This is a genomic window from Pantoea sp. Cy-639 (assembly GCF_011752525.1).
Taxonomy (GTDB): Bacteria; Pseudomonadota; Gammaproteobacteria; order Pseudomonadales; family Pseudomonadaceae; genus Aquipseudomonas.
The window spans coordinates 63711-87252 of sequence record NZ_VWXI01000008.1 but is presented as its reverse complement, the minus strand read 5'-3'; the positions used below and the strand labels follow the sequence as shown (position 1 = coordinate 87252).

General features: G+C 66.3%; 14 protein-coding genes. 11 read left to right on the top strand and 3 right to left on the bottom strand.

The features are described from left to right. Nucleotides 1-2 precede the first annotated feature (2 nt). Nucleotides 3-3809, top strand: a complete 3807-nt coding sequence (locus F3J43_RS12080) for a dermonecrotic toxin domain-containing protein (protein WP_166886139.1) — start codon at nucleotides 3-5, stop codon at nucleotides 3807-3809. 34 nt (nucleotides 3810-3843) lie between these two features. Here the strand turns inward: F3J43_RS12080 and F3J43_RS12075 are convergent, their stop codons facing one another. Further along, the gene (locus F3J43_RS12075; RefSeq protein WP_205297810.1) at nucleotides 3844-5013 is read right to left on the bottom strand and encodes an MFS transporter; all 1170 of its coding nucleotides are present in this window, start codon (nucleotides 5011-5013) and stop codon (nucleotides 3844-3846) included. 176 nt (nucleotides 5014-5189) lie between these two features. Here F3J43_RS12075 and mexE point away from each other — a divergent pair, with 176 nt between their 5' ends. The 4 genes from mexE to F3J43_RS12055 all read left to right on the top strand — a co-directional run bounded on the left by mexE (nucleotide 5190) and on the right by F3J43_RS12055 (nucleotide 12257). Beyond that, nucleotides 5190-6431 (top strand): multidrug efflux RND transporter periplasmic adaptor subunit MexE, encoded by a 1242-nt coding sequence (gene mexE, locus F3J43_RS12070; RefSeq protein ID WP_166886137.1) that lies wholly within the window; start codon nucleotides 5190-5192, stop codon nucleotides 6429-6431. A gap of 12 nt (nucleotides 6432-6443) precedes the next feature. Further along, nucleotides 6444-9623 (top strand): efflux RND transporter permease subunit, encoded by a 3180-nt coding sequence (locus tag F3J43_RS12065; RefSeq protein WP_166886135.1) that lies wholly within the window; start codon nucleotides 6444-6446, stop codon nucleotides 9621-9623. Beyond that, a complete protein-coding gene (locus F3J43_RS12060) occupies nucleotides 9620-11035 on the top strand; it encodes an efflux transporter outer membrane subunit (protein WP_166886133.1) in 1416 nt (471 codons plus the stop codon). Before F3J43_RS12065 ends, F3J43_RS12060 begins: the two co-directional genes overlap by 4 nt. 220 nt (nucleotides 11036-11255) lie before the next feature. Then, nucleotides 11256-12257: a FecR family protein gene (locus tag F3J43_RS12055; protein WP_166886131.1), complete on the top strand. Its 1002-nt coding sequence runs from the start codon at nucleotides 11256-11258 to the stop codon at nucleotides 12255-12257. A gap of 46 nt (nucleotides 12258-12303) precedes the next feature. Here the strand turns inward: F3J43_RS12055 and F3J43_RS12050 are convergent, their stop codons facing one another. Further along, complete coding sequence (locus tag F3J43_RS12050; protein ID WP_166886128.1) at nucleotides 12304-13623, bottom strand: Na+/H+ antiporter family protein; 1320 nt, start codon at nucleotides 13621-13623, stop codon at nucleotides 12304-12306. Between the two features lie 262 nt (nucleotides 13624-13885). On the opposite strand from F3J43_RS12050, the gene F3J43_RS12045 reads away from it, so the two are divergent. Beyond that, the gene (locus F3J43_RS12045; RefSeq protein ID WP_166886126.1) at nucleotides 13886-16033 is read left to right on the top strand and encodes a methyl-accepting chemotaxis protein; all 2148 of its coding nucleotides are present in this window, start codon (nucleotides 13886-13888) and stop codon (nucleotides 16031-16033) included. Nucleotides 16034-16125: 92 nt separating this feature from the next. Here the strand turns inward: F3J43_RS12045 and F3J43_RS12040 are convergent, their stop codons facing one another. Continuing rightward, nucleotides 16126-18030, bottom strand: a complete 1905-nt coding sequence (locus F3J43_RS12040) for a S8 family serine peptidase (protein WP_166886123.1) — start codon at nucleotides 18028-18030, stop codon at nucleotides 16126-16128. Between the two features lie 157 nt (nucleotides 18031-18187). Between F3J43_RS12040 and F3J43_RS12035 the strand changes: the two genes are divergently transcribed. The 5 genes from F3J43_RS12035 (at nucleotide 18188) to F3J43_RS12015 (ending at nucleotide 23541) form a co-directional block, all read left to right on the top strand. After that, nucleotides 18188-19216: an ABC transporter substrate-binding protein gene (locus tag F3J43_RS12035; protein WP_166886121.1), complete on the top strand. Its 1029-nt coding sequence runs from the start codon at nucleotides 18188-18190 to the stop codon at nucleotides 19214-19216. Then, entirely contained in the window at nucleotides 19192-20076 is an 885-nt protein-coding gene (locus tag F3J43_RS12030; RefSeq protein WP_353618223.1) for an ABC transporter permease, read from the top strand. The genes F3J43_RS12035 and F3J43_RS12030 overlap by 25 nt, the downstream gene beginning before the upstream one ends. A gap of 376 nt (nucleotides 20077-20452) precedes the next feature. Further along, nucleotides 20453-21316 carry a LysR family transcriptional regulator gene (locus F3J43_RS12025; protein WP_166886119.1) on the top strand — a complete coding sequence of 288 codons (864 nt, stop codon included), beginning with the start codon at nucleotides 20453-20455 and terminating at the stop codon, nucleotides 21314-21316. Nucleotides 21317-21446: 130 nt separating this feature from the next. Next, nucleotides 21447-22364 (top strand): AEC family transporter, encoded by a 918-nt coding sequence (locus tag F3J43_RS12020; RefSeq protein WP_166886117.1) that lies wholly within the window; start codon nucleotides 21447-21449, stop codon nucleotides 22362-22364. 319 nt (nucleotides 22365-22683) lie between these two features. Further along, entirely contained in the window at nucleotides 22684-23541 is an 858-nt protein-coding gene (locus F3J43_RS12015) for a CAP domain-containing protein (RefSeq protein WP_166886115.1), read from the top strand. The last annotated feature ends 1 nt before the right edge of the window (nucleotide 23542 follow it).

The following is a 23542-nucleotide window of genomic DNA, read 5'->3' as shown; positions in this document are numbered from 1 at the left end:
GCATGCCACAGTCAACACCCGATCACCCCTACCAACCACTGCTCGAGCAACGTCTACCGCAATGGGCCCGGCACGCCGGCCCCGAGGATTGGCAGGCGCTCAGGCAAACCCTGTCGCCGTACCAGGACGACCCGACCTTTGCCAATGCCGTCCCCGGCCTGCGCGAAGCCGTCATCGCCAGCCAACACCGCCTGGATCAGGCACAAACCACCCTGGCCCGCTCGCTACGCGGGCTCAAGCAGATCGCCGAGTTCGCCGAGCCGCTGCTGGCCAGGCATCTGCTCGACGAGCATGGCTTCACGGCACCGTTGCGCGACACTGAACTGGTGCATGCCCGGCATGTCTTCACCTGGCAGGTCTACGTCACTCACCATCGCCGTCAAAGCCTGCTCGAGGCTGCGCTGCAGAACTTCCCGGACGGCCAGACCTTCAGCCTCGAGAGTGCCATTGCCCGCAGCGGCGATATCCATGTCACACCGACCAAAGTCACCGGCAAGACCACCCTGGGCGACAGTGAAACCTTGGTGGATATCGATCTCGACTCGCAAACCTGCACCCTCCAGCCCCTGCCCCTGAGCCCAGAAGCCTTCGCCCACAGCTGCCGCTCGCTCGATCTCGGCCAGCGCTACCAGGAACACCTCGACAGCCTCCTGGGGACCCCGGAGGCCACCCGACAGACCATCGAGGTGCTCCGCGAACGTCTGCGCCTGGACAGCGACCTCGCCTACCTGCGCCAGCAGGTCGACGGCGCCGCCGTGGACACCGTCAAGGCGCTGCTCGACGGCCCGGCACCGCCGCACGGCCTGCAACTGTCACTGTTCGGCATTACCCTGCACGATGTGCTGGTCATTGCACAGGGCGATGCGGGACTGCTGCTCTACCTGCCGGGGCAACCCGAACCGCTGCGTCACTACCCAAGCCTTGGGCACCTGCAGGAGCAACTGTGCACCGACCTGCTGCAAGCCGACTGGCGTGCCAGGTTCCTGCGTTACGTGCGGCGCGACACCCAGGCCAGCTTCATCGACCGCCTGCGCCAGAACCTGGATGCCACGGGAGAGTCGGCCATGGACCAGGCTTGGCCGCTGCGCGCAGGCGCCAACCTGCACCTGGCCACCCAGTCGATCGATGGCGAGCTGTTCGCCTTTCTCCAGCGCGAGCACCTTGCCCGCCTCAAGGCCGAAGCGCGTCAGGTCGCGGTGCCCAGTGCCGACGCCGACGAGCAGCTCCGCCAGCGGCGCATCGACGAGTGGGAAAGCCTGGGCATGACCGCGCTGATGCTGGCCGGCTTCTTCGTGCCCGCGATCGGCACCCTGATGCTCGCCATCACCGCCTGCCAGTTGCTGGACGAAGCCTACGAAGGCTGGCAGGCCTGGCAGCTTGGTGACCGCCACCAGGCCCTGCACCACCTCGAGGTGGTCGGCCTCAACCTGGCGCTGATCGGCGGCCTGCACATGGCCGGCAAGGCCATGCCGAAATTGCTCGGCAGCCCATTGCTCGACACCCTCGAACCGGTGCGCAAAGCCGATGGCACAACACGGCTGTGGTCGCCCGAGCTGGCCCCCTACCGCAGCCCGGTCGAGCTACCCACGGACTTGCAGCCCAACGCCCTGGGGCAATACCAGCACGACGCTCGCCATTTCATCCGCCTGGATGGCCGGCTGTACGAACAGCGCCTGGACACGGTCACAGGCCGCTGGCGCTTGCTCCACCCCAGTGACGCAGAGGCCTGGCAACCGCCGCTGGCGCACAACGATGAAGGTGCCTGGCACGCCGAGCACGAGCAACCACACAGCTGGGACGGTCCACGCCTGGTCCGACGCCTGGGCCCCTGGTTCGACGATTTCGCCGATGCCGAGGTGCGCCAGGCCATGCAGATCAGCGGCACGGACGAGCAGGCCCTGTTGCAGGTGTACCTCGGGGGCAAGCCCACTCCGCCCCTGCTGGCCGACAGCCTGGCCCGCCTGCGGGCGCTGCGCATGGCCAGGGCGGCGTTGGCCGAGGGTTCAGGGACACAGGCCGAGGCCTGGCTCGACACCTTCGCCAACAGCCAGGTCGATAGCGACCCGCTCGCCGAACGCCTCTACCGTGAACGGCCACAGCTGGGACGTGCGCTGGCCAGGCGCCTCACGGCCCGTCTGGGGGGCACCGGGCTCGGATCGGAGGACACTTGGCCGGCCTGGTTGCAAGAGGAAATAACCGAGGTCGAACGTGAGTTGCCGCTGACCCGGACACTCGAGGCCCTGTCGCTGGCCTATCCCCCCTCCTCGGCGGGTGAGCGCCTGTTGCTCGCCGCGGTTCAGCGCCTGCCTCGCTGGCCAGCCGACCTGCGGCTGGAAATAAGAGCAGGCAGCCCCGACGGCTCGGTCCTGGAAGCCACCGCAAGTGCGCAGGGCAAGGAGCAGGTGGTGGTCCTCAAGTCAGCGAGCGGTTATGAAGCGTTTCTCGGCGAGCGCCCCGTAGCCGGCGTCAGTGATCCCGACCTGTGCCGCGCCGTCGTTGCCGCGCTGCCCGTCGCCCGGCGTGAGGCCCTGGGCTTGCTCGATGGCGCCGATCTGCGTGCACGGCTGCTGGAAATGGCGGCCAGCGACCGACAAGGTTTCCAGCGCCTGTTGGGCCGCGTCCCCGACTGGAAGTGGAACCGAGGGCTGCTGCGCGGCGGCGACTCGGCCCGTGGCTATCCGCGCACGCACCTGCGCTCCCCGACGGCCGTGCGCTACCGCCGCCTGTTCCCGCGCACCACCGAGACCGAGTACCAGCAACTCGCCGCGCAGTGGCGTGCCCAAGGTCTGTCGCCAACCATGGAAGTGGATCGCCTGGATACCCAACTGGGCAATCTACGCAGAGACTTGCATGACTGGGCCGGTGAGCACCCTGACCGCCGCCAGGCCAGCCAACGAGTGGAAAGCGCCTGGCGGCGCACGGAGGTCGTACCGATCGGCAATGGCCGCGGTATCGTCGCCCTCGATCTCGGCGGGCTTGACCTGGCCGACACAGACCTCGCCGACCTGCCGCTGCCCGACGGGCTGGGGCACGTCAACGAACTGCGTCTGTCGTTCAATCCGCGCACAAGCCGGATTCCTCCGGCCTGGCTGGAACGCATGCCGACGCTCAACCGCCTGATGCTGACCAGCAGTGGCTTCACCCGCCTGCCGCGCCTGCCACATGCCGAAACCTTGCAGTGGCTCGATATCGATCGCAATCCACTGGTGTGGAGCGACACGACTCAGCTCGATCTCGATCGTTACGCGAACCTGCGGGTGCTCGACCTCTCCTACTGCCCGCTGGGGCGCGCACCCAACCTGGCCCTGCACCCTGAACTGAGCACCGTCTACATGACCGATTGCGGCCTGGCCAGCCTGCCCGAGGGCCTGCACACCCTGATCGAGCCGCTGGCCCTGGACTTTGCCCATAACCCACTGGTCCAGCTGCCCACGGCGAATCTGCTCCCGGCCCGGGTCGCCCGGGCACTGCGCCTGGAAGGTGATGGCCTGGGCGAGGAAGTCTGGCGACAGATCGGAGACTATTACCAGGCCACCGGGATCGACTTGCTGATCGCCGACCTCGAATACGAGCCCCTGCTGGCATACGCCGGAGCAGAACGTCGGGCAGTCTGGGAGCGCCTGCCGCTGAGTTATCGCCGGGACCTGCGCAACCTGATGAGAACCCAGGCATTCCAGCGCAGCCAGCCACAGTCGGTCGAGGAAACCTGGCGACGACTGACGCGAATCGATCAGGACATCTACTACCGCCAGCGGGCACTGGCACAACCTGCGGCCAGATTGCTCGATCTGCCCATGTCTTACATCTGACCGGACTGGCAGGGCTGGTCGCAGCCCTGCCCCCTTACGCACTTTTGCGCACTCGTCGCAGTACGTTCAGTACCAGAGCCAGATTGATCGCAGCCAGTCCGACCAGGCAGTACAGCACCCCGTGTGCCCCCAGGTGCTCGAGCAGGTAGCCGCCCACCAGTGGTGTCAGCGCCTGCCCGATCAGCGACGGGCGCGACATCCGCCCCATCAGCAGCACATACTGCGCCGGTGGCAGCATCGCCAGGGGCAGCAGCCCGCGAACGATGGCCCGCAGGCCATTGCCGCAGCCGAAAATCAGCAGGCCCAGCGCGGTCGCCATGGGCGCAAAGGCCACCAGCAGCAGCCCCAGCAGCACCAGGCCCGTCCAGACCAGCGCCGTCCACACCGGATGCCGTCGTCCCACCAGCACCTGCAATACCCGCGAAGCCACCTGGCTCGGCCCCAGCATCGCAGCCAGGCCGATGGCCGCCGCCAACGAATGGCCCAGGCCCTGCAGCACCGCAACCAGTTGCACGGCGATGGCCGTCATGATGATCGCGCCGATGGCGAAGATCGTCGTCAGCAGGCGGTACAGCCCGGGGTCGAGCGCGCCTTCCTCGCCCTGCACCGCCCGAGGCGCGGCGACGCTTTCACCTGCCGGCAGCACCTTCCAGTACAGTGCCGGCACCACCAGCAGCAGAACCCCGGCATAGAGCACGCAGGCCTGGCGCCAGCCAAGCTGCTCGATCAGCAACGCCACCGTCGGCCAGGACAGGGTCGAGGCGAAGCCGGCGATCAGCGTCACCCCGGTAATCGCCCGGCCCGCGCCCTCGGCGTACAACGCGCCCAGAGTGGCGAACAGGGCCTCGTACAAGCCCATGGCCATGCCCACGCCGATCACCGCCCAGGCCAGCAGAAAGCCGGGCAGCCCCTGGCTGGCAGCCATCAGCAGCAGGCCCAGCGCCACCACCGCGCCACTCGCGGCCAGCTGCGCACGCCCACCATGACGGGCGATCAGCCGGCTCGACAGCGGTGCCAGCGCGGCAGCCACCAGCAGGCTCAGCGACAGCGCGCCATACACCCATTGTGCGGGCCAGCCGGTGTCGCGACTGATCGGCTCGGCCATCACGGCCATGAGAAAGAACGAACCACCCCAGACCAGGATCTGCAGGATCCCGAGGCAGACGATCGTCCGGTTGGAGGGTGTTCGAAGATCACGAGTCATCGCGCAAGCCTTGGTTGGGCGTGGCTGGCACGCAGCGCACGGCAGTATCCGTCATCATCGATGAAAGCAGCGAACATATCATTGCGCGTGATAATAACCTTCGCTCCGTTTGATTCGTGCGTCACGCGCAAGACACTCACACTCCGCCCACTACTAATACATTGGCGGAGTTCTCCATGGATCACTCACTCAAACCCTTGCGCTTCCCCCTCGCTGCCCTGGCAGTGGTGGTGCTCAGCGCTTGCGGCCGCACCCCCGACGCCGTGCAGGCTCCCGCCGCGCCCAAGGTCAGCGTCGCCAAGGTCATCGAACAGCCGATCAACGAATGGGACGAGTTCACCGGCCGCCTCGAAGCGCCGGAAACCGTCGAGGTGCGCCCGCGGGTGTCCGGCCAGATCGACCTGGTGGCCTTCACCGAAGGTGCCCAGGTGAAGAAAGGCGACCTGCTGTTCCAGATCGATCCACGCCCGTTCCAGGCTGAGGTCCGCCGTCTCGAGGCCCAACTGCAACAAGCCAAGGCCACTGCCATCCGCAGCGCCAACGAGGCCCGCCGGGGCGAGCGTCTGCGCGACAGCAACGCTATCTCCGCCGAACTGGCCGAGTCGCGCAGCAGCGCCGCCGCCGAGGCCCGCGCCGGGGTCGATGCGATCCAGGCCCAGCTCGACCTGGCCCGTCTGAACCTGAGCTTCACCCGCGTCACCGCACCCATCAGCGGCCGCGTCAGCCGGGCCCAGTTCACCGCCGGCAACATCGTCACCGCCGATGTCACCCCGCTGACCAGCCTGGTCTCCACCGACAAGGTCTACGCCTACTTCGATGCCGACGAGCGCGTGTACCTCAAGTACACCCAACTGGCACGCGACGGCCAGCGCGGCCAGAGCACCCCGGTGTACCTGGGCCTGACCAGCGAGACCGGCAACCCGCACCTGGGCCAGATGAATTTCGTCGACAACCAGGTCAATCCACGCACCGGCACCATCCGCGGCCGCGCGGTGTTCGACAACCGCGACGGCCAGTTCACCCCAGGCCTCTACGCGCGCCTGAAACTGGTCGGCAGCGCCCAGTACGACGCCATGCTGATCAACGACGAAGCGGTCGGCACCGACCTGGGCAAGAAGTTCGTGCTGGTCATGGACAAGGACAACAAGGCCGCCTACCGCGCCGTGGAGCTGGGGCCCAAGCTCGAAGGCCTGCGCATCGTGCGCAGTGGCCTGGCCAAGGACGACCGCATCGTGGTCAAGGGCTTGCAGCGTGTGCGCCCCGGCTCGCCAGTGACGCCGGAAGAAACGCCGATGGCCAGTGAGCAGACCCTCGCCGCCCTCGCCCAGCAGCGCCAGGCCCTGGAGGCCAGCAATCCGGCACCGAGAATGGCCGGCACCAACGAAAAAGTCGCCAGCGCCCAGGCGCCTCGCGGTTAAGGGACCCCATCGATGAACTTCTCGAAATTCTTCATTACCCGGCCGATCTTCGCCGCGGTGCTGTCGCTGGTGCTGCTGATCGCGGGTTCGATCTCGCTGTTCCAGCTGCCGATCAGCGAATACCCCGAAGTGGTGCCGCCCACCGTGGTGGTGCGTGCCAACTTCCCCGGCGCCAACCCCAAGGTGATCGGCGAAACCGTCGCCGCACCGCTGGAGCAGGCCATCACCGGCGTCGAGAACATGCTGTACATGTCCTCGCAGTCCACCGCCGACGGCAAGCTGACCCTGACCATCACCTTCGCCCTGGGCACCGACCTGGACAACGCCCAGGTGCAGGTGCAGAACCGTGTCACCCGTACCCAGCCCAAGCTGCCGGAGGAAGTGACACGCATCGGTATCACCGTCGACAAGGCCTCGCCCGACCTGACCATGGTCGTGCACCTGACCTCGCCGGACAACCGCTACGACATGCTCTACCTGTCCAACTACGCCATCCTCAACATCAAGGACGAACTGGCGCGCCTGGGCGGCGTCGGCGACGTGCAGCTGTTCGGCATGGGCGACTACTCGCTGCGCGTGTGGCTCGACCCGAACAAGACCGCTTCGCGCAACCTGACCGCCAGCGACGTGGTGGCCGCGATCCGCGAGCAGAACCGCCAGGTCGCCGCCGGCCAGCTGGGCGCCCCGCCCGCCCCGGGCTCGACCAGCTTCCAGCTGTCGATCAACACCCAGGGCCGCCTGGTCAACGAGGAAGAGTTCGAGAACATCATCATCCGCGCAGGCGCCGACGGCGAGATCACTCGCCTGAAGGACATCGCCCGGGTCGAGCTCGGCTCCAGCCAGTACGCCCTGCGCTCGCTGCTGAACAACCAGCCGGCCGTGGCCCTGCCGATCTTCCAGCGTCCAGGCTCCAACGCCATCCAGATCTCCGACGAAGTGCGGGCGAAGATGGCCGAGCTGAAGAAAGACTTCCCGGAAGGCATGGACTACAGCATCGTCTATGACCCGACCGTGTTCGTTCGTGGCTCCATCGAAGCCGTGGTGCACACCCTGTTCGAAGCACTGATCCTGGTGGTGCTGGTGGTGATCCTGTTCCTGCAGACCTGGCGCGCCTCGATCATCCCGCTGATGGCCGTGCCGGTGTCGCTGATCGGGACCTTCGCGGTGATGCACCTGTTCGGCTTCTCGCTCAACGCGCTGTCATTGTTCGGCCTGGTGCTGGCCATCGGTATCGTGGTCGACGACGCCATCGTCGTGGTGGAGAACGTCGAGCGCAACATCGGGCTCGGGCTCAAGCCGCTCGAGGCCACGCAAAAAGCCATGGCCGAGGTGACCGGGCCGATCATCGCCACGGCCCTGGTGCTGTGCGCGGTGTTCGTGCCGGCGGCGTTCATCTCCGGCCTCACCGGGCAGTTCTACAAACAGTTCGCCCTGACCATCGCCATTTCCACCGTGATTTCGGCGTTCAACTCGCTGACCCTGTCGCCAGCCCTGGCGGCCGTGCTGCTCAAGGATCACCACGCGCCGAAGGACCGCTTCTCGCTGTTCCTGGAGAAACTGCTGGGCAGTTGGCTGTTCGCGCCGTTCAACCGCTTCTTCGACCGCGCCAGCCATGGCTATGTCGGCGGCGTGCGCCGGGTCATCCGCTCCAGCGGCATCGCCCTGTTCGTGTATGCCGGCCTGATGGGCCTGACCTACCTGGGCTTCTCGTCCACCCCGACCGGTTTCGTGCCGGCCCAGGACAAGCAGTACCTGGTGGCGTTCGCCCAGTTGCCGGACGCAGCCAGCCTCGACCGCACCGAAGCGGTGATCAAGCGCATGAGCGAGATCGCCCTCAAGCAACCTGGCGTGGCCGACTCGGTGGCCTTCCCCGGCCTGTCGATCAACGGCTTCACCAACAGCCCGAACAGCGGCATCGTGTTCACCCCGCTCAAGCCGTTCAACGAGCGCAAGGACCCGAGCCAGTCGGCCGGCGCCATCGCCGCCGCGCTGAACGCCCAGTTCGCCGACATCCAGGACGCCTACATCGCGATCTTCCCGCCACCTCCGGTCCAGGGCCTGGGCACCATCGGCGGCTTCCGCCTGCAGATCGAGGACCGCGGCAACCTGGGCTACGAAGCGCTGTACAAGGAAACCCAGAACATCATCGCCAAGAGCCACAACGTGCCGGAGCTGGCGGGCCTGTTCACCAGCTACCAGGTCAACGTGCCGCAGGTCGATGCCGCCATCGACCGGGAAAAGGCCAAGACCCACGGCGTGGCGATCAACGATATCTTCGACACCCTGCAGGTCTACCTGGGGTCGCTGTACACCAACGACTTCAACCGCTTTGGCCGTACCTACCAGGTCAACGTCCAGGCCGAGCAGCAGTTCCGCCTCGATGCCGAGCAGATCGGCCAGCTCAAGGTGCGCAACAACCTCGGCGAGATGATTCCGCTGGCGACCTTCCTCAAGGTCAGCGACACCTCCGGGCCTGATCGAGTGATGCACTACAACGGTTTCATCACCGCCGAGATCAACGGTGCGGCGGCGCCAGGCTACAGCTCCGGCCAGGCCGAGGCGGCGATCGAGAAACTGCTGAAAGAGGAACTGCCCAATGGCATGACCTTCGAGTGGACCGACCTGACCTACCAGCAGATCCTCTCGGGCAATACCGCGCTGTTCGTGTTCCCGCTGTGCGTGCTGCTGGCCTTCCTGGTGCTGGCCGCCCAGTACGAGAGCTGGAGTCTGCCGCTGGCAGTGATCCTGATCGTGCCGATGACCCTGCTGTCGGCTATCACCGGGGTGATCATCTCGGGCAGCGACAACAACATCTTCACCCAGATCGGCCTGATCGTGCTGGTCGGCCTGGCGTGCAAGAACGCGATCCTGATCGTCGAGTTCGCCAAGGACGAACAGGCCAAGGGCCTCGACCCGCTGGCTGCGGTGCTGGAGGCGTGCCGCCTGCGCCTGCGGCCGATCCTGATGACTTCGATCGCCTTCATCATGGGCGTGGTGCCGCTGGTGTTCTCCTCCGGCGCCGGTGCCGAGATGCGTCACGCCATGGGTGTGGCGGTGTTCTCGGGGATGATCGGGGTGACCGTGTTCGGCCTGTTCCTGACCCCTGTGTTCTTCTTCCTGATCCGCCGTTTCGTCGAGCGTCGCCAGGCCCGCAAGGCCGAGCGCGCACCGGCGCTGGAGACCCATGCATGAAGCTGCTCAAACCCCTGACCCCGAGCCTGCTGGCCCTGGCCCTGGCGGCCTGCGCGGTAGGCCCGGACTACCAGGCCCCGGCGACCGAGCCTGCCAGGCTGGACAGCGCGCTGCCGGCCAAGTCCCTCGACCGCAGCCGTTTCGAGAGCCTGTGGTGGAAGCAGTTCGACGACCCGGTGCTGAACCAGCTGGTGCAGGCATCGCTGGACGGCAACCGCGACCTGCGCGTGGCCTTCGCCCGCCTGAAGGCGGCGCGGGCGATCCGCGAAGATGCCTCCAACGACCAGTTGCCGGTAGTCACCAGCCGGGCCAGCAGCGACATCGGCAAGGCCCAGGTCCCAGGCCAGGTCGACCACCGGGTCAACAGCGAACGCTATGACCTGGGCCTGGACATGGCCTGGGAGCTCGATCTGTTCGGCCGTATCCAGCGCCAGATCGAAGCCAGCGAAGCCCAGGAGGCCGCCGCCGCCGCTGACCTGCAACAACTGCAGGTCAGCCTGATCGCCGAACTGGTCGATGCCTATGGCCAACTGCGCGGTGCGCAGTTGCGCGAGAAAATCGCCCTGGCCAACCTCAAGACCCAGCAGGAGTCGCGGGATATCACCGTGACCCTGCGCGACACCGGGGTCGGCAACGAGCTCGACGTGGTTCGCGCCGACGCCCGCCTGGCAGGTGTCGAAGCCAGCGTGCCGCAGCTGCAGGCCGAACAGGTACGTGCGAAAAACCGCATCGCCACCCTGCTCGGCCAGCGCCCGGACGCACTGAGCGTCGACCTCGCGCCCAAGGCCCTGCCGGCCATCGCCAAGGCCCTGCCGGTGGGCGACCCCGGCGAGCTGCTGCGCCGCCGGCCGGATATCCGCAGCGCCGAGCGCCAGTTGGCCGCGGCCACTGCCAATGTCGGCGTGGCCACTGCGGACTTGTTCCCGCGGGTCAGCCTCAGCGGCTTCCTCGGTTTCACCGCCGCACGCGGTTCGCAGATCGGCTCGTCGGCAGCCAATGCCTGGGCGCTGGGCCCGAGCATCACCTGGGCCGCATTCGACCTGGGCAGCGTGCGTGCGCGCCTGCGCGGCGCCAAGGCCGACGCCGACGGTGCCCTGGCCAGCTACGAGCAGCATGTGCTGCTGGCCCTGGAAGAATCGGCCAACGCCTTCAGCGACTATGGCAAGCGCCAGCAACGCCTGCTGGCGCTGATGCGCCAGAGCGACGCCAGCCGCAAGGCTGCGGAACTGGCCTCGGTGCGCTACCGCGAAGGCACGGTGGATTACCTGGTACTGCTCGACGCCGAGCGTGAAAGGCTGAGCGCCGAGGATGCCCAGGCCCAGGGCGAGGTCGAGCTGTACAGCGGCATCGTCGCGATCTACAAGGCCCTCGGCGGCGGCTGGCAACCCGACGTGGTGGCCAGCATCCCGTGATCCGACGGTGACGTGAAGACTCCTTTGGTTGGCTCCTCCCCCAACCGTTTGCCCCGAAGGCCTTGGCCCTCGGGGCTTTTTTATGCGTCGATCATGCGCAAAGCGGATGGGATCCAACTGCATATGCGCGGAAATACTTCACATTTGATAGTCATTCGCCATTAACTCGTTCTCGTAACCTCCGGCCGAAGGTAGAATGCCGGCAAAACCGGGAGCCGCAATGAACCAGGACCGCCTCATTCCCAGCGAAGACGATGCCATCACCGACGCCGCCGCGCATTGGTGCATGCGCCTGCACGCCGACGATTGCAGTGCCGACGAGCGTACTGCCTTCAACCAGTGGCTGGGCGCCGACCCGCGTCACGCCGAGGAATACCAGGCGATGCTGGAGATCTGGCAGACCGCCGACCTGCTGCCGCGCACGGCCAATGTCCTCGAGTTGCGCCCGGCGCCCCGGCTGGCCCGTCACTGGCGCCCCCTGGCTTCGGCCGCCGCCATTGCCCTGCTCGCCCTGCCCCTGGCCGGCTGGGTCGGCTGGGAACAGGGCTGGCTGCCGAGCAGCTACCAGCATTTCGAAAGCAGTGACCGCTTGCAGCAAGTCACCTTGAGCGACGGCAGCGTCGTCGAGCTCAACCTCAACAGCGAGCTGCGCTTTCTCGACTACAAGGACGAGCGGCGAGTCACCCTGGTCAAGGGTGAAGCGTTCTTCCAGGTCAGCCATGACAGCAGCCACCCGTTCATCGTCCGCGCCGGCAACGGCCAGACCCGGGTCACCGGCACTCAGTTCAACGTGTGGAAGTACCAGGACCAGGTCAAGGTGACCCTGGTGGAAGGCTCGGTGCTGGTCAGCAGCGATGGCAGCCACGGCGGCGGCTATCGACTCGGCCCCGGCATGCAGGCCAGTTATCGCCAGGGCGACTTCGAGCCGCAACTGGCGCAGAGCGACGACTTCGGCAACAACCTGGCCTGGCGCAGCGGCAAGCTGGTGCTGGACAACCTCAGCCTCGGCCAGGCGCTGCCGGTGATCAACCGCTACCTGGAGAAACCGCTGCGCCTGGCCGACGATGGCACCGCGCGACTGCGTGTGAGCGGCATCTACAACACCACCGAGGTCGAGCGCCTGGTCGACAACCTGCCCAAGGTATTGCCGGTCTACCTGACCCGCAGCAAGGACGGCAGCACCGTCCTCAACCGCATCGTCTCGCCACCGGCACGCGGCTGAGACACCTTCGCGGCGCAAGCCCGCCCGTCCGGGCGGGCTCGGGCGATCACAGGGTCATGGCGGCCAGCCAGCCGAACGCCAGCAGCGGCAGGTTGTAATGGATGAAGGTCGGCACCACAGTGTCCCAGATGTGGTGGTGCTGGCCATCGACGTTCAGGCCCGAGGTCGGCCCCAAGGTCGAGTCCGACGCAGGCGAGCCGGCGTCCCCCAGCGCACCGGCGGTACCGACGATGCACACCGTGGCCAGCGGGTCAAAGCCCAGTTGCACGCACAGCGGCACGAAGATCGCCGCCAGGATCGGCACGGTGGAGAACGACGAGCCGATGCCCATGGTCACCAGCAGGCCCACCAGCAGCATCAGTAGCGCGCCGACACCCTTGCTGTGGTCGATCCACTGCGCCGAGGCCTCGACCAGGGTCTTCACCTCGCCGGTGGCCTTCATCACTTCGGCGAAGCCCGAGGCGGCGATCATGATGAAGCCGATCATGGCCATCATCTTCATGCCTTCGGTGAACAGGCCATCGGTCTCCTTCCAGCGCACGATGCCGGACAGCGAGAAGATCAGGAAACCGACCATGGCACCGATGATCATCGAGTCCAGCCACAGCTGGATGACGAACGCCGCGGCGATGGCGATGCCGGCCACCAGCAGGGTCAGCGGGTTGTACTGCACGCTGACCTGCTCCACCTGCTCGATCCGCGCCAGGTCGTAGTCGCGCTTCTTGCGGTAGCTGAAGAACACCGCCAGCAGCAGGCCGGCCAGCATCCCCGCAGCGGGAATGGCCATGGCGTGGGTGACGTTGACACCGCTGATGTCGACCCCGGCACGGGCGACGTTGGCCAGCAGGATCTCGTTGAGGAAGATGTTGCCGAAGCCCACCGGCAGGAACATGTACGGGGTGATCAGGCCGAAGGTCATCACGCAGGCGATCAGCCGGCGGTCGATGCGCAGGCGGGTCAGCACATACAGCAGCGGCGGCACCAGCAGCGGAATGAAGGCGATGTGGATCGGCAGGATGTTCTGCGACGACACCGCCACCACCAGCATCAGGCCGATCATCAGCCACTTGACCTTGCCACCCTCGGCATGGCCCTGGCGGTCGATCATCGCCAGCGCGCGGTCGGCCAGGGCATGGGCCAGGCCAGACTTGGCGATGGCCACGGCAAAGGCACCGAGCAACGCATACGACAGCGCCACCGTGGCGCCGCCACCCAGACCGCCATTGAAGGCCTTGAGCGTGCCTTCGATGCCCAGGCCACCGACCAGGCCACCGGCCAGGGCGCCGATGATCAGCGCGATGACCACGTGCACGCGGGACAGGCTCAGGATCAACATGAGCCCGACCGCGGCAATCACTGCATTCATGGTGTGCAAACCTCGTTACGACAGACAAAGAGCGGGCGCTCCGGCGACAGACTGCGGCTAGGCAGTGGCCGGACCAGGGGATGTTGTTGTGGAGGGCGCACACTCTGAAGCACGGGCCGGCAGATGTCAAAAGCGTCTGCCTCGCGACCCTCCTTCGGCTATAGACGAAAGTCGCAGCGTTTAATTGAACGTTTAAATAAAGAAAAATCCTGCAACGCCGAAACAGTCGGCAGCCTCAAACTATTACAAGGGATTTGCCCCAATGCCTGTGCTGCGACAACTCTCGATTCAATGGAAGATCACCCTGCTGGCCGGACTGTGTCTGGCCGCTATCGTCACCTTGCTGGTCGGCCTTTCGCTGTACCGCATGGACCACAGCTCGGACCTGGTCAAGGCCAGCAGCATGCAGATGCTCACCGAGGCGGCCCAGGCACGCATCGAATCCCAGGGCGAGGTCCAGGCCCTGAACATCCGCCGTCAGTTCATGGACGCCTATCAGTACGGCGCCGGCTTCGCCCGCCAGGTGCTGTTCCTGCGCGAACAGGCCGAGAAGCGCTTCCTCGACGCCTACGACCTGCGCCAGGACATGACTGCCCAGGTTCGTGCCGCGCTGCAGGCCAACCCTGACCTGCTTGGCCTGTCGCTGGTGTTCGAGCCCGGCGCACTGGATGGCAAGGACAAGCTGTTCGCCGGCCAGCAGGCGCTGGGCAGCAACGAGACCGGGCGCTTCGCCCTGTACTGGTCGCAGCCGCGCGCCGGCCAGTTGACCGCCATGGCCTTGCCCGAGCACGACATGGCCAACACCGAGATCGGCCCCAGCGGCCAGCCGGCCAACACCTGGTGGGTGTGCCCGCGCAGTACCGGCCAGGTGTGCGTGGTCGAGCCGTACTTCTACAACATCGATGGCCAGCGGGTGCTGATGACCAGCATCGTGTTCCCGCTCAAGGCCAACGGCAAGGTCATCGCCACGCTGTCCATCGACATCAACCTCAACAGCCTGCAGGCCCTGAGCCAGAACGCCAGCCGCAGCCTCTACGAAGGCCGCACCACGGTCGGCATCCTCAGCCCCGTGGGCCTGCTGGCCGGCTACAGCGCCGATGCCGGCAAGCTGGCCCAGCGCTTCGACCAGGTCGACCCGAGCCAGGGCGCGGAACTGGTGCGCAAGCTGGCCGAGGGCAAGCTGCAAGTGCTGCACGCCCAGCAGCGTCTGAAAATCCTCGCGGCCTTCGAGCCGGTACCCGGCGGCAAGCCGTGGGGCGTGCTGCTGGATGTACCGGAAAGCGCCCTGACCGGGCCAGCCGAGTCGCTCAAGCAGGAACTCGACGCCCTCAACACCAGTGGCACCCTGCTGGAGCTGGGCCTGGGCCTGGCCGCCGCGATCGCCGGCCTGCTGCTGGTGTGGCTGATGGCCCGTACCGTGACCCGGCCGATTCTCGGCGTGGCCGCCATGCTCAAGGACATCGCCAGTGGCGAAGGCGACCTGACCCGCCGCCTGCAGTACGACAAGCGCGACGAACTGGGTGAGCTGGCCGGCTGGTTCAACCGTTTCCTCGACAAGCTGCAGCCGACCATCGCCGAAGTGAAACGCTCGGTACAGGCCGCCCGCGGCACCGCCGACCAGTCCGCGGCCATCGCCGCCGAAACCAGTGCCGGCATGGAACAGCAGTATCGTCAGGTCGACCAGGTGGCCACCGCTTCCCACGAGATGAGCGCCACCGCCCAGGACGTCGCGCGTAGCGCCGCCCAGGCGGCCCAGGCCGCCCGCGACGCCGACCAGGCCACCCGCGAGGGGTTGGCGGTGATCGACCGCACCACCACCAGCATCGACACCCTGGCCGCCGACATGAGCGGCGCCATGACCCAGGTTCAGGGCCTTGCGCACAACAGCGAGAAGATCGGTTCGGTGCTGGAGGTGATCCGTTCGATCGCCGAGCAGACCAACCTGCTGGCGCTCAACGCCGCCATCGAGGCGGCCCGCGCCGGCGAGGCCGGGCGTGGTTTCGCCGTGGTCGCCGACGAGGTGCGCAACCTGGCGCGCCGTACCCAGGAGTCGGTGGAGGAAACCCGTCAGGTGATCGAGGCCCTGCAGGCCGGCACCCAGGAAGTGGTCGGCGCCATGGACAGCAGCCACCGCCAGGCCCAGGGCGGTGTCGAGCAGGTCGGCCAGGCGGTCACGGCGCTGCAGCGCATTGGCCAGGCCGTGACGGTCATCACCGACATGAACCTGCAGATTGCATCGGCGGCCGAGGAGCAAAGCGCGGTGGCCGAGGAGATCAACAGCAACGTCGCGACCATTCGTGATGTGACCGAGTCGCTGAGCGGCCAGGCCAACGAATCGGCGCGGGTGAGCCAGTCGCTCAATGACCTGGCCAACCAGCAACAAGGGCTGATGGACCAGTTCCGCGTCTGAAATGCGTTATCCAGGGCGGCTCCTGCGAACCTGCAGGAACGCCCTTGTAGCGTGAAGGGGCCACGCAAGGGCCCCGACACTCGTCTTACAACTCATCCCGTGCCGACAGGAACCGCCCTCCCCCCCAGGATCCGGTCGAGCATCAGCAAAGCCCCCTGCACATTCGGCCTCGCGCCCATCGGCAGCACCTGAGTGTCCGGCAAAGTAGCGTCCTCGTACCCCGACGCCATCACCAGCAGATGCATCTGATTGCCATCGAGGTAGACGTGATGCTGCTCCATCGCATAGGACTGGATCAGGCTCAGCGCCCCGGCCACCATCGGCGTGGCGGACGACGTACCGCCAAAGCGATCGGTGTAGTCGCGGTCTTCGCCCGGTTTGTCCTGCAAGGCACCATAGGACAGTGTGGTCACGCTGTCGCCCCAGGCATTGAGCATGCGGTAGCGATAGCCATGATTGGAATAGGCGTGTGGCTTGCCGTCCCATGACTGGCAGGCGCCGATCAGGATGGCGCCCGCATCGCCATGGTCATTGAAATAGCGCCATTGCGCCAAGTCCACGCCATATCCAGCGACCGTCCCCTTGGCTGGAAGTGACTGCGAACTGCCATTGGCAGCGGCCACCACGACCACGGCGCCGCGTTGGTTCAACTGGCTGATGACATCCCACCAGTCTCGGTCGTGCACCGCCGGCAAGAACGTGGACAACACCTCGATATTGGCGGTCTGGCGATTGATACCGACAATATCGCCCGGCGACACCTGGCGCAGCAGCGCCTTGAGCGTCTGCGCCCCCGAAGCGGAGCCCGCCCTGTTGTTGTACAGATAGAGTTCGCTGTCATGGCTGATGCCGGTCACGCCGAAACCGTTACGCACGGCGACCATGATTCCGACGGAAGCCGTGCCATGCTTTGGATCATCGTTTGGCTCGGCAGTGACCACCTTGAGCCTGGGATTGCCACGCAGGTCTTCGTGGTTCGGGTACAGGCCGCCATCGCTGAAATGAATGCGCGCGCCTTTCCCGGTCACCTGACGCGCCCAGGCCTGACGGACATTCATGCCTTGCCTGTGACCCGCGGGGGCATCCAGGTAGTACTGTCGCGGCTCGAAATCAGCAGTCGGCTGTGCCGCCTGGTTGGCCCGGTTGCCCGCCACCACGGCAGCGCCGGTCAGCAGCGTGGCCAGCAACGCGGAAACGCCGAACAGGATGAAGCCCGAGTCCTGCTCCGGCGCCAGGAACTGCAGCGACTCCACATAGTCGAGCGCAGCCAGGGTCTGCAGCAGGGCGACATAAGTGTCGTTGTTCATCGAACGCGGCTGTTCGAGGCTGTAGTAACCTTCGAGCACGGCCAGTCGCTCATCGGCATGCTCGTGAGCGTGCAGATAAGGCTTGAGCTCGATCACCTCCCCCAGTTTCGGCCAGTGCCGCGCCAGCCACGAACCAGACTCCGCCAGCAGCTCTGCGTTCAGCCTGGCGTAACCCTGCGGGCCGAACTTGATCAGCAGCAACGGGTAGCGATGTCCCTCCTCCTGCAACGGAAACGGCGGCAGTTGGTGTCCGTAGGGATCATCCAACTCGCGTTTGCGACGGCGTGCCGGGGCCTCCAGCGGGACCTTGTCGAGGATGCCCCGATCCAGCTCGTCTTCGCCAATGGTCATTTCCAGCGGCGGCAGGTCTATCACCCCGGCAGCGCCTGTGGGCCGGCCCATTGCCGTGGCAACGGCATCCAGCAGTACCACCCGCGGCCTGATACGGTAGGCCCCGCCGGTTTCCCGGGTAACGAAAGTGACCGGACAGCCATGTTCTTCAAGCTTGCCGCTCTGGGCCTGGGAGTATGTCGAGCTCCCCATCAACGCTACGTAGCCCTCGCCCTCCCTACGCTCGAGTTCGTAACGGATACGACTGACCTTGGACAGGTCCTCGCCATGGCAACGCACATGGAACTTACCGTCGAAACGGAAATTGCGGTAATAGACGAAATTCAGATCAAGCTGCATGGCGCACTCCTTTACTTGGCCAGTGAACCGCCTCCATGGCGGCCCTGCAGTGTTCGCCAGCCACGGGCGAAGCGGCAGCCGGCGAGGCTTCCCTGGATGATCGAGGCCGTCGTCTACACTGACCGGGACCCAAGGACCGGCAACCGACGAGGCTCGCATGAAGAAGACCCCGACGTTGCTGGCCGCCCTGCTGCTCGCACTGGGCCTGGCCAGCACCGACACCGCCGCGGCCGCCGACATGGCGCCCATCCATTTCGGCGCCATCGGCTGGGAAAGCGGCGCCCTGACCACCGAAGTGCTGCGTATCGTGGTCGAACAAGGCTATGGCTACCCCACCGATACCCTGCCCGGCAGCACCGTGAGCATGGAGGTGGCCCTGGCGCGCAACGACCTGCAGGTGATCGCCGAGGAGTGGGCCGGACGCAGCCCCGCCTGGATCAAGGCCGAGCAGGCCGGCCAGGTGTACGCGCTGGGCGACACGGTGAAGAACGCCGAGGAAGGCTGGTGGGTACCGGCCTACGTGATCAAGGGCGATCCGGCGCGCAACCTGGCGCCGCTGGCGCCGGACCTGCGCAGTGTCGACGACCTCAAGCGCTACGCCCACCTGTTCGAAGATCCCGAGGCACCCGGCAAGGGGCGCTTCCTCAACAGCCCCAGCGGCTGGACCTCCGAAACCGTCAACAGCCAGAAACTCAAGGCCTACGGCCTGGATGGGCTGTACAACAATTTCCGCAGCGGTTCCGGCGCCGCCCTCGACGCCGAGATCGCGGCACAGATCAGGCTCGGCAAGCCGGTACTGTTCTATTACTGGAGCCCGACCCCGCTGATGGGCCGCTATGACCTGGTCCGCCTGGAAGAACCACCGTTCGACCCGGCAGCCTGGGCGACCCTCACCGATGCCAGCAACCCGGCGCCCAGGGGGAGCCGCTCGTCGCCCGCCAGGTTATCGATCGGCGTCTCCAAGGCGTTCCACGACCAGTACCCGGACCTGGTCGGCGTATTCGAGAACGTGGACCTGCCGATCGAGCGGCTGAACAAGGCGCTGGCCAGGATGAGCGAAGCCCGCCAGCCTCCTCGCGAGGCCGCACTGGCCTTCCTGCGTGACAACTCCGAGGTGTGGCAGGCCTGGCTGCCGAGCGATCGCGCCACCCGGATCGCCAAGTGGCTGAACGAGGGCGCGCGGTGAGCGGCGGTTTTCCCGAAGCCCTGCAGTTTTCCTTCGCGCCTTGGGTCAACCGTCTGGTCGATTGGCTGGTGCTGCATTATGGCGACACCTTGCGTGGTGTTTCCGGGCACTTGCTGCGGCTGCTGGTCGGCCTGGAGGACCTGTTGCGTCTGATACCCTGGTGGCTGTTGCTGCTGTTGGTCGGCCTGCTGGCCTGGCACGCCAGCCGCAGCCTGGCGCGCGCTCTGGTGTTGCCGCTGTTGCTGGGGTTGATCGGTATGCTCGGGTTGTGGGACAAGCTGTTGCAGACCCTGGCCCTGGTGCTGGTGAGTACCGGGTTGTGCGTATTGATCGGCGTGCCCCTGGGCGTCCTGCTAGCGACCCGTCCACGGGTTCGGCGCCTGATGCTGCCGGTGCTGGATGTCATGCAGACCCTGCCGGCCTTCGTCTACCTGATTCCGGTGCTGATGCTGTTTGGCCTGGGCAAGGTGCCGGCGGTGTTCGCCACATTGATCTACGCGTTGCCGCCACTCGTGCGGCTGACCGAGCTGGGGCTGGCGCAGATCGATCCTTCGCTGCTCAGGGCCGCGCACGGGCTCGGTGCCGGGCGCTGGCAGCGGTTGCGCCGGATCGCCCTGCCACTGGCCCTGCCTAGCATCATGGCCGGGCTCAACCAATCGGTGATGATGGCGTTGTCGATGGTGGTGGTGGCATCGATGATCGGGGCGCGGGGGTTGGGGGAAGATGTGCTGGCGGGGATTCAGACACTCAATGTCGGGCAAGGGGTCGAGGGGGGACTGGCGATCGTGGCGCTGGCGATGGTGATTGACCGGATCAGTCAGGCTTATGGGCGGGGGCGGGATTCGAAGGGGGGATTCTAGTTTTGGGTGGTGGTTTTTCGAGATGTGGGTACATTCGGTTTTTGCAGTGCCTTTGCGCGCTTAAAAGCAAGAGCAAGAAGTTTGAGACTTGAAATAGCTACCCAGGAATTGTTTGCCAGTGAGCGCCTGGTTAATTCGCCGATCCTTCTATCGAACATATGCCTGCTTGGGCTGTAACCTATGTGCTTGGACTTTGTACAGTCCGGACTGTTGTAGATGCATGGCCTTCGGTCCCCATCGCAGGCTTCGCCAGCTCCCACAAGTCGACGGTCTGGCGGCCAGGAGATCAGCGGGGGAAGAAAATGTGGGAGCTGGCGAAGCCAGCGATTGGGCCGGCAAGATCAAACAACCCCAGGAAAACCTCAGGAGCCCCAGTGTGTCACTCAAAGCCCTCCGCACCCTGGTAACCATCGCCCGCCACGGCACCTTCGCCCGTGCAGCCGACCTCCTGAGCCTGACCCCCTCAGCCGTGAGCCTGCACATCAAGACCCTCGAAGACGAGCTCCAGGTCCCGCTGTTCGACCGCAGCCGCCGCCAGGTGACCCTGACCGAGGCCGGCCAACTCGCGGTGACCCGCGCCGAAAGCATCCTCGCCGCCTACGACGAACTGGCCGACACCCTCGCCAGCGGCCCCGCCCTGCGCGGACGGCTACGCATCGGCGCCATCCATACCGTCCTCGCCCGACGCCTGCCCAAGGCCCTGGTCTGGATCAAGGCCCATCACCCACAGCTGCACGTCAGCGTGGTCTCCGGCATGTCCGCCGAGCTCGCCCGCCGCGTCGAAGATGGCGAGCTCGACGCCGCCATCACCACCGAACCCGTCAGCCCCTACCCACAGAACCTGCAGTACACCGCCCTGTTCGAAGACCGCTTCTGGGCCATCGCCAGCCCCGACCTGAGCGGCCAGAGCCTGCCGCAACTGCTCGCCAGCCAGCCGTTCTTGCGCTTCGACAAGCGCGCCTGGGCCGGCCGGCAGATCGAACAGGAGCTGCGCCGCCAGCACCTGCAAGTCAGCGAACAGATGGAGCTCGACAGCCAGGAAGCCCTCGCGCGCATGGCCGCCATGGGCCTCGGGGTAGCGATCATCCCGATGAGCGACGACGACCTCGCACGCCTGCCCGCCGCCACCGTACTGCCCTTCGGCGAACCACAACTGACCCGACGCATGGTCCTGCTGGAACACGAGAAAAGCCAACGACGCCATCTGAGCGCCGTGCTGCGCACCGCCCTGGAAGCCTGAGCGACTCGCGCCAGGCGCGGGCTGGCTACAACCATGCAGTTTTCCTCATCATTCGCTGCAGAAAACAACGTTTTTCCAAACCGGTCGTCCACAGTAGGCTGTGCCGATACCCGACCACGGACCGCCCGCCATGCTCCACCTGCTGTTGACCACCCTCGTCCCGATCATCCTGCTCATCGCCCTGGGTACCTGGCTGCGCGTCCGTGGCTTTGTCGCCGAAACCTTCTGGTCCGGCGCCGAACGCCTGAGCTACTACGTCCTGCTGCCCTCGCTGTTCCTGCATGGCCTGGCCACCGCCAACCTCGACGGCGTGCCCGTCCTGGGCATGGTCGGCGCGCTGATGCTCTCCACCCTGCTCGGTGCCCTGCTGCTGGTGCTCTACCAAGGCATGGCCAGCCACGTCGGAGCCGACTTCACCTCGGTGTTCCAGGGCGGCGTGCGTTTCAACAACTACATCGGCGCCACCCTCGCCGCCGGCGTCTACGGCAGCGCCGGGATCGCCCTGGCCGCAGTGGCCAACGCGGCCATCGTGCCCCTGGTCAACCTGCTCTGCGTACTGGTGTTCGCCCGCTTCAGCGCTCGCCACAGCTCGCCGGCCACTGTACTGCGGGCAATCTTCGCCAATCCATTGATCGTCGGTTGCGCCGGCGGCCTGCTGCTGCGGGTGACCGGTCTGGGCCTGCCTGTGGGGCTGGAGCCGACGGTCAAGGCCCTCGGCCAGGCGGCCCTGCCACTGGGGCTGCTGTGCGTCGGCGCGGCGCTGGGCGGCGCGCGCCTGGGCCAGCAAGTCGCGCCCTTGATGGCCGCGTCGCTGTTCAAGTTCCTGGTCATGCCGCTGACCACCTGGAGCCTGTGCCGCCTGCTCGGCCTGGATGGCCAGGCCGCCGTGGTCGCGGTGCTGTTCCAGGCCCTGCCCACCGCCTCGTCGTCCTACGTGATGGCGCGGCAGATGGGCGGCAATGCACCGTTGATGGCCACCATCATCGCGGTACAGACCGTGGCCGCCGCCGTCACCCTGCCGCTGGTGCTGAGCCTGACCCTGGGCTGAAACGTCGTTGGCTAGACGTGGCCAGCATGGTGCTCAATCGCCTGGGCCAGGACGGGGCCAAGGCCTATCGCCGCACCGCGCAAACCCAGCACGTTCTGTTCTACCGGCCGAACCCGACGCAGGCCCACTGAGCGGTGCCCCTGGAAAAATTTCGCCGTGGCGCCGCACTTTTCCCACGCCCACCGGTCTACTGCCTCTTTTGCCGCACGCAAACGATTGGCGAGCGTCCATTGCATTGCACTGCACCGGGCCAAACGCCCCGCGCTTGTGTAGGATGAGCAGCGCAGATCCAGACGCTGCCAGTTACAGGGAGATCCACATGCGCGTCCCATCCGTTGCCTGCTTCTTCGGCCTGACGCTGGGCCTGCTCGCTTCGGCCAGCGCCCAGGCTTTCTCCGGCGAGGAAGCGCAACTGATCGATACGATCAACCTTTACCGCAGCCAGGCCCAGCGCTGCGGCGGCGAGGCTTCCCTGGAGCTGCCGCCGCTCAATAGCGACACCCGCCTGGCACTGTCGCCGGAGGGGACCCGTGACCTGCAACAGGCCATGACCCGCGCCGCCTACCCCATGGTCAACGTCCAGGCCATCAGCCTGTCCGGCCCACGCGATGCCAGGGCGGCGATGAAGGCCATCGAGGAAAGCTTCTGCCAGGTGGTGCTCGACCCGCAGTTCGTCGATATCGGCGTCAGCCAGGAAGGCCGTGACTGGCGCATCGTCCTGGCCCGCCCGTTGCTCAGCGGCCGCCTCGGCGACTGGCAGGCCGAAGGCCAGAAACTGCTCCAGGAGATCAACGCTGCCCGCAACGTGCCGCGCCAATGCGCCGGCCAGCCCTTCGCCGCCGCCCCGGCACTGGCCTGGAACACTACCCTGGCCGGGGTTGCCGCCAGCCACACGCGGAACATGGCCAACCAGAACTTCTTCGACCATATCGACCGCGAGGGCCGCACGCCAGGCGACCGTGCCGAACTGGCCGGCTACCTGTACCGGCAGATTGGCGAGAACATCGCCGCCGGGCGCGATACCGCGCGCAAGGTGGTCGACGGCTGGCTGGCCAGCCCCGGCCACTGCGCGACGCTGATGAACCCGGACTACCGCGAATTGGGCGCGGCGTATGCCGTGGACCCGAAGAGCGATGCCGGCATCTACTGGACCGGCGTGTTCGGCTCACCGCAGTAGA